This is a genomic window from Acinetobacter sp. 243_ASPC, from assembly GCF_001054715.1.
In the GTDB taxonomy this organism is placed as follows: Bacteria; Pseudomonadota; Gammaproteobacteria; order Pseudomonadales; family Moraxellaceae; genus Acinetobacter; species Acinetobacter soli.
The window spans coordinates 1-6390 of record NZ_JVOR01000062.1 but is presented as its reverse complement, the minus strand read 5'-3'; the positions used below and the strand labels follow the sequence as shown (position 1 = coordinate 6390).

Annotated in this window: 11 protein-coding genes and 1 pseudogene; 3 read left to right on the top strand and 9 right to left on the bottom strand. The window is 39.0% G+C overall.

Going from position 1 to position 6390, the window contains the following annotated elements; all coding sequences use genetic code 11:
- The 9 genes and pseudogenes from ADA42_RS06195 to ADA42_RS06155 all read right to left on the bottom strand — a co-directional run.
- Positions 1 to 365, bottom strand: a pseudogene (locus ADA42_RS06195) (hypothetical protein); the annotation flags it as partial.
- Between the two features lie 193 nt (positions 366 to 558).
- On the bottom strand, positions 559 to 1014 hold the full coding sequence (locus ADA42_RS06190) for a hypothetical protein (protein WP_048764134.1): 456 nt from the start codon (positions 1012 to 1014) through the stop codon (positions 559 to 561).
- Positions 1011 to 1241 carry a hypothetical protein gene (locus ADA42_RS06185; protein WP_048764133.1) on the bottom strand — a complete coding sequence of 77 codons (231 nt, stop codon included), beginning with the start codon at positions 1239 to 1241 and terminating at the stop codon, positions 1011 to 1013. The genes ADA42_RS06190 and ADA42_RS06185 overlap by 4 nt, the downstream gene beginning before the upstream one ends.
- Positions 1238 to 2359, bottom strand: a complete 1122-nt coding sequence (locus ADA42_RS06180; RefSeq protein WP_048764132.1) for a replication protein — start codon at positions 2357 to 2359, stop codon at positions 1238 to 1240. The genes ADA42_RS06185 and ADA42_RS06180 overlap by 4 nt, the downstream gene beginning before the upstream one ends.
- Positions 2356 to 3213 carry a phosphoadenosine phosphosulfate reductase family protein gene (locus ADA42_RS06175; RefSeq protein ID WP_048764130.1) on the bottom strand — a complete coding sequence of 286 codons (858 nt, stop codon included), beginning with the start codon at positions 3211 to 3213 and terminating at the stop codon, positions 2356 to 2358. The genes ADA42_RS06180 and ADA42_RS06175 overlap by 4 nt, the downstream gene beginning before the upstream one ends.
- A complete protein-coding gene (locus ADA42_RS06170; protein WP_048764128.1) occupies positions 3210 to 3647 on the bottom strand; it encodes a hypothetical protein in 438 nt (145 codons plus the stop codon). Before ADA42_RS06170 ends, ADA42_RS06175 begins: the two co-directional genes overlap by 4 nt.
- Positions 3644 to 3967: a hypothetical protein gene (locus ADA42_RS06165; protein WP_048764127.1), complete on the bottom strand. Its 324-nt coding sequence runs from the start codon at positions 3965 to 3967 to the stop codon at positions 3644 to 3646. The genes ADA42_RS06170 and ADA42_RS06165 overlap by 4 nt, the downstream gene beginning before the upstream one ends.
- Before the next feature lie 54 nt (positions 3968 to 4021).
- Positions 4022 to 4378: a transcriptional regulator gene (locus ADA42_RS06160; RefSeq protein WP_048764124.1), complete on the bottom strand. Its 357-nt coding sequence runs from the start codon at positions 4376 to 4378 to the stop codon at positions 4022 to 4024.
- A gap of 8 nt (positions 4379 to 4386) precedes the next feature.
- Positions 4387 to 4608: a hypothetical protein gene (locus tag ADA42_RS06155; protein WP_048764121.1), complete on the bottom strand. Its 222-nt coding sequence runs from the start codon at positions 4606 to 4608 to the stop codon at positions 4387 to 4389.
- Between the two features lie 128 nt (positions 4609 to 4736).
- On the opposite strand from ADA42_RS06155, the gene ADA42_RS06150 reads away from it, so the two are divergent.
- From ADA42_RS06150 to ADA42_RS06140, 3 genes are all read left to right on the top strand, one after another.
- Positions 4737 to 5426 (top strand): LexA family transcriptional regulator, encoded by a 690-nt coding sequence (locus tag ADA42_RS06150; protein ID WP_048764119.1) that lies wholly within the window; start codon positions 4737 to 4739, stop codon positions 5424 to 5426.
- Positions 5427 to 5461: 35 nt separating this feature from the next.
- The gene (locus ADA42_RS06145; protein WP_048764116.1) at positions 5462 to 5764 is read left to right on the top strand and encodes a hypothetical protein; all 303 of its coding nucleotides are present in this window, start codon (positions 5462 to 5464) and stop codon (positions 5762 to 5764) included.
- A 230-nt stretch (positions 5765 to 5994) separates the two neighbouring features.
- Positions 5995 to 6390, top strand: a 396-nt coding sequence (locus ADA42_RS06140; protein WP_152682178.1) for a hypothetical protein, incomplete at its 3' end; no start/stop codon positions are given.

The window sequence follows — 6390 nt, the reverse complement described above, 5'->3', positions numbered from 1 at the left end:
TTAAAATTTTTCTTAATCATTTCCTTATGGATCTTTCCTGCCAAGACATTACGCACACGGAAAAAATCTGCATTATTGATTTCACCTTTTTTAAACTCGACTTTACCTGGTATATCTTCGATACGCTTTTTACGCTCTACACCGTCAATAATTGTAGTTTCATAAATTTTCTTTGATTCCGTAACCAATGCGATACGTTCAAAGTCAACACGGTCAATCAGCAATTCAGCCCATTTTTTGGCGCCGGCTGGCATCAATGCGATTTCACCTAAAACTACATCCTTAGATATCTTTTTTCCTTCAGCTTTTCCTTGAGCGATAGCAAGGCGCAAGAACTCTAAAAAATCAAACTTTTCAACCAACATATGTGCGCTCCTACTATTTAAACCATTTGCATGTGTATTGCGTGCCATTCACCCAGTACACATCAGCCGTCTTACAGATCTGAAAAATATTCAATGCGTTTGCCGAAATAATTACTGCCGCCATCAACATAAAAACCAGGATAAAAAACCAATCGTTATTCTTCTGTCTCATGTCATACCTCTTTTAATTCAATCAAAATTTTGCATAACGCTTAAACACAAGCATTGCAGCATCTCGTGCATGTTCATTTGTTCGGCCCGCCCAACCGGTAATTTTCTGAAAAATATCTGACTTGTATTTGGTGCAGTTGTCTTTTGGATGGATCATCTTGTAGTTGATCTTGTTTTCTTTGCACCAGTCCTCCCAGATCTGTGCATCGCGCTTAACTGAACCTATTCCCTCGCGTATACCTGCACCACTTCTCTTCATACGTGCATCAGCAGAACCAAACCATGTACGCAAACGTGCATCTTCGATGTATAGGCATACCTCAGCTTGGCCATACAGATCACAAAGCTCTTTAACTCTGGCCATAGATTGAGTAATCGTTAATGAATTCACTTGAATGAGATATCCGCCTTGACCTTCATCCAATGCCACGGCGAAACCCGTATTTACACCTGTATCGATTCCTACCAGTACTTTCACGTTTTCGCCCCTTTGAGTGATTGTTCACTTACTTTCTTGAAAGCCACGTCTAAAGCGCAAAACTTATTTCCACGCTCATCAACAGCAGTGATAATGATCTCTTTGGAACGTTTACCTTGATGGACACCAACAACGGTTAAATTTCCTTGCGGGTTCCAATTAGAGTTTTTTTTAGCCTCTTCTGGATCTCCTGGAAGCACCAAGTCTCCTACTCTGAGATAACTCATAGTGAGCCCCCTTTTGCTTTGGCCTTGTAACCAACATCACCAAGGTATGTTTTCCAGTTCTGGCGCTCTTGAGGATCTGAGAGTTTGGCAGCTATTCGGCCAGCGAAAGCCTCAGTTGATTCACCAGGAGCGCTAAATTTTCTAACCACAACTGGATGAGCAGTGAGCTTGTTTGCAAACATGTACATTTGTTTGACAGATGCAAAAGTTAAAAAATCAGAGTCTGAGCTTTCAGAAGATTCATTTTGGTTGCGTTGCGGTTTTACAGGATTTTGCTTGCTGTATTTCAAATTTGCTTTGATCAGCCAATCAGCAAAGAAATAGATCATCATCTCATCTGAATGATCTTTACCGGTGTTGTAATTTTCAAATGCTTCGAGTTCTCTGTTAAACCACGTTGCATTTAAAATCTCATCGGTACTCACCGACGTATTGCAAGAAACAATCTGATCTTTCAAATTTTCAAAAGAAAGCCAGGTATTTTTTTTATTTTGATAGTTTCTTTTGATAGTTTTACTTTGTGGGTTAAAATTCTTTACCACTTGCGGTAAAAATTCTTTACCACTTACGGTAAAAATGTTTAACCACCCTGCTTGTTTAGTGGTAAAAATTTTTAACCAGTTGAAAGAGTTATCCACAGATTCAAGGTGGTAAAAATTTTTAACCAGTAAAGTTTTTTTACCAGTTGTTTTTAAGTGAAACTCGTATGGTTTTTGAGCTGTTTTAGGTCCATATCCGAAGTGGTAAAAATTTTTAACCACCTGTTTTTTAAATAGTACAAATGTTTTAACCAGTACTTTTTTATGCGGAAATCTGATCAATTCACCAATGTCGTAATTGTCTACTGGTGAAAATACATTTCCGTATTTAGACTGATGATGCTTTTTAATCAATCCAACTTCTTCAAGCTCATTTAAGCATTTGACAACTGTAGGTCGGCTTTTCTTCGACAGTGATTCTAGCTGACGTAATGAAAGTGCATCACTGTCTTTCGTCCAGCCACGCGTTTTACGGATGATCAGTAAATAGATCTTCACTGATGCATCACTAATTTTATTCATGGCATCATCTACAAATGCGTTGGCCACCATGAATGAATTGGGTACGAACTTGCTCATGCTGTAACCTCCAGCATCGGAATACGCTTTCGGTAAGAACGCGTATTAAGAAATTTAGAAACTATGTCTTGGTGTGCTTTCAGGTATGAATAATCAGGCTTAATACCTGTGAGAGCCGGTAAAAACTTCATACTGGCGTGAAATGCGTATCCCGTGACTTGCTCTACAAAACAGATTAATGAATACGTCTCCGGATTATTCTGGGCTCCATAGATAAGATCTGTTGTGCTGGCCATGATGCAGGCAATACAGCTCAGTCGATCATTGCCAATATAAGCCGGATGTGGCTTTTGGCCTGCATCGCTAATGATTTTAAAAACTTCATTTGTTTTTACAGAATGAATATGCAGGTAGTCATGCCAAATCCGTCCGGCTTTACCACTCTCGGCTGAAGCTTTGAATACATTTTGCTTAGCCCTGTTACTGGATTCCTCTGCACGTAATCCCATACAATTCACAATTCGATCAAAACCATTAGCTTTTGCATAACGACGGACTTCTCTTTTTATGGGATCACGCTTGAGATCACTTGTACATTGACGGTATTTTGGCGCTGGAAATGATGGAACCTCTGGCCGCTCACTGAACCTTTTAAAAACCATATCAACAAATGTTTTATTAGCTTTGGCCACAATGAATGGAACTCCCGCAGCTGCAGCTTGATTCTTTGCTAATTCAAGAGCACCAGGCCACTCCATGTAACCAAGACTTGCATGAACAACTAGAATTTGCTCCTTAGGAACAATTTTAAGTAACTCAATCATTAATGCCTGGCTGTCCTTACCACCACTGTGATTAATTACAAACAGTGCCGGTGTGAGCCAAATTTCATTAAGTATTTCTTGGGGCATCATAAAACCACCATTTTTAAATACTGGCTTCGTCCTTCGGTCAGGCAAAGTTCACAGGTGCAACCAAATGAGTAAGCTTCAGCAGTACCACATGTGCGTTGACGCTCATATTCCTCAGATTTAATCTGTATTACTGGAGTAAGTTCTCCTTCAGGTTTCACTTGTAAAGCAGACTCACATTTCGATCCCAAGCGATATCCACGCATGAATGCACTGCAAATCTCGCAACGGCAACCGTAATATTGATACGAATTTGAAGTTCCATGAGCAATCGATTTAGGGCCAACAAGTTCTGGTTTCTTCAGGCCCTTTTGCTCTTTTAACTTTTTTTCATAAGCACGTTTTACTTCTCGGCATTTACTACAACGACATTTATAGTGCTGATAGCCACTTAATGTTCCGTGTGTAAGGGGTTTGCGTTTTCCTTGAGTGCTCATACTTCACCGCCTTGCTCATTCATTTGAATAAAGCGACCTAAAAAACGAATTTTTCCTGCACGATACAAACTGGTGATAATCTCGCTCGCATGATCGTGGCGTAATGTCCTGTGATCAGTGAGCAAAGCATCGATAAACTCATCGCGACTAACCGCAGCATTTTTGATATCACGATTAATTTTTCTGAGATTTGCTTCTTTCACGGCGAGAATTTTTGATAACGTGCGTAATGCAGGCTCATACCAGGATTGGATCACTTGTTTGCGTTTATGTTCTGGAAGTGCCTTGTTCGTTGCGTAGTGTTTTGATATATTGCTCATGTTCATTTCCTAACTGTTTGGACACTAAAGCCTGATCTTCCCAATCAGGCTTTTTTAATATCCAAGTTTTTCTTTTTTCCCGCTGATTTCATCGTGGAAAAGGTCATCGACAGTTTCAATTCGGTTCATCCAGCTTTTTGACATCACAAGTAGAGCTGCAACCCTTTCCTTATCAATGCTTTGATAATCTTTAGGCACAACTTTCAATCCAAGACAGCTCAATAGCTCGCAAAACATTTCAATTTCATTCAAGCCATTGTTTTTTCTATCTGTTTTCATGCGAGTAACAGTGCTTGGATCTACGCCCAACTGTTCAGCAATTTCTTTTTGGTTACCTGAATCAAGACCGTGCAATATGCGAGAAACGTCGTTTCTGGCACTTGCGGATAGTTCGGGTAATACTTTGCTCATGATTGTTCCTAAACAGCAGTTGATTTTCCGAGGAAGAAATCAAAAATGCTTTTGTGAGTTAGTTTTTGGTTACTTGCATCAACCATTTTTTGAACGGTTTCCATGCTTGGTTTTTTTCGACCGTGGATTAAGTGAGTTTCCATATATCTGTATGAAATTTTTGCGTCATCGCAGAATTGGATTCGTTCACCTTTGCTTAATCCTCGCCAGAAATCATAAAGAGTAAGCATAAATACACCTATAAGGTAAATTAAATATAAATATACCTTAGAGGTAAAAAACATTCAACCTATCAGGGTATTTATATTTTCTACCTGTAGGGTATTTTTGTAATCTAATTCTTAGGTGTTTTCTTATCATGACTAAATTTAAGACTATTCATGAAATTAGGTATATGAATGCAAAAAGGCTGATGGAGGAGTCGGGTCTAAAACGCAAAGAATTTGCCGAAAAAATTGATATGTCATATAGCTTGTTAAGCCAATATTTAGGTAAAAATCCAACAAAAAATATTGGTGATGATACTGCTGTTAAAATTGAAGATGCATTCAATAAGCCGCGTGGATATTTGGATCAGTCACAAGAAGAACAGCCTCAAATCACACCTAATCATTATGTGCCACCTGTTATTCATGATGGATTGCCAGCGAGCAAGCAAACACCTGTTATTTCATGGGTGCAGGCTGGCGACTACACCCCTGTTGTCTCGTCGGATATGTCTCATGTTATTGAATGGATTCCTTATAATCCAAGGGCTGGACAATATGGTTTTGGTTTAATTGTGAAAGGTGCATCAATGGAACCTACTTTTAAACCAGAAGATAGAATCTATGTAAATCCAACTTTCCAACTCGATGAATTGAATACCGGTGATTTGGTAGTTATGGCGTGTGATGGTGATAGTGAAGCAACATTTAAAGAGTTAGTGGTCGAGGGAGGTTACTATTATTTACGACCACTTAACCAAAATTGGCATAAGCAAATCATGCCAATTGACTCTAATTGTAGGCTAGTTGGCAAAGTCGTGGGTAGGTACACAATATTTTAAATACAAGATTTATTTAAATTCTCAGGAATAAGATCATGATCGCAACATTAAACAAATCAAAAACTGCTTTATCTATTAATAAACAAGATTTTAAAGCAGCATTAGCCAAGATAGGTGCTGCGATCGACAAACAAATTGCAGGACTTAAGAAAGCCAAACAAAGTTATGACCCAGCAGAAATGGCACGCGAGATCATAGCTGAGGCAAATATCTTTGAAGCAATCATTGAAGGGTTTAACGAGGCTGAAGGTACAAATCTTAAACTTGCTGACATAACCAATATCGATGCAGCTCAAGAGTGGATAGATGAGTTTTTAGAAAAATATTCTCAAATCTGAGCAGCTAATAGCAACTTTTACATCAATGACAAATCAAAAACCCAATTCAGTGTTGGGTTTTTTTATATCTAACAAATAATAATTTACCAATTAAGTAAAAATAATTTATAAAAATTTACCTCACAGGTATTTACTTATATTTACCTTGTAGGTATATTTTAATCCATCAAGACAACAAAAAGCCCCGCCGACTCTCACATCAAACAGGGCTTTTTACGATGGAGTTCATTATGGAACAAAACACAATAAATCACAACAGACCGAGCATGCACCTTCGTTTAAAGCATGTTGCACTAGGTTCCGCCCTTCTATTCGGCTTGTCTGCCGCTTATGCGATAGTCACCGAAAAAGAAGAGCCTCGCGCTACATTCCCGATTACCCAGCCCTCTGAGTATGACATTGCTGCGATTACGCTTGACAGCAAACACTCGGGTAAAGCAGTCATTAAGTTAGACGGCTTCTTTATTTACACCGGCTTTGATTATGCAACTCATAACGATGATCTCGGCGTACCAGGTTCGGCCCGTGAAGTTGTAGAAATCACTAACCTTGCCATTGACCGTATCACGTCTATCAATGGTCATGAGTACCACGACTTCACTGTCAGTGAAGATCATCGAAACATC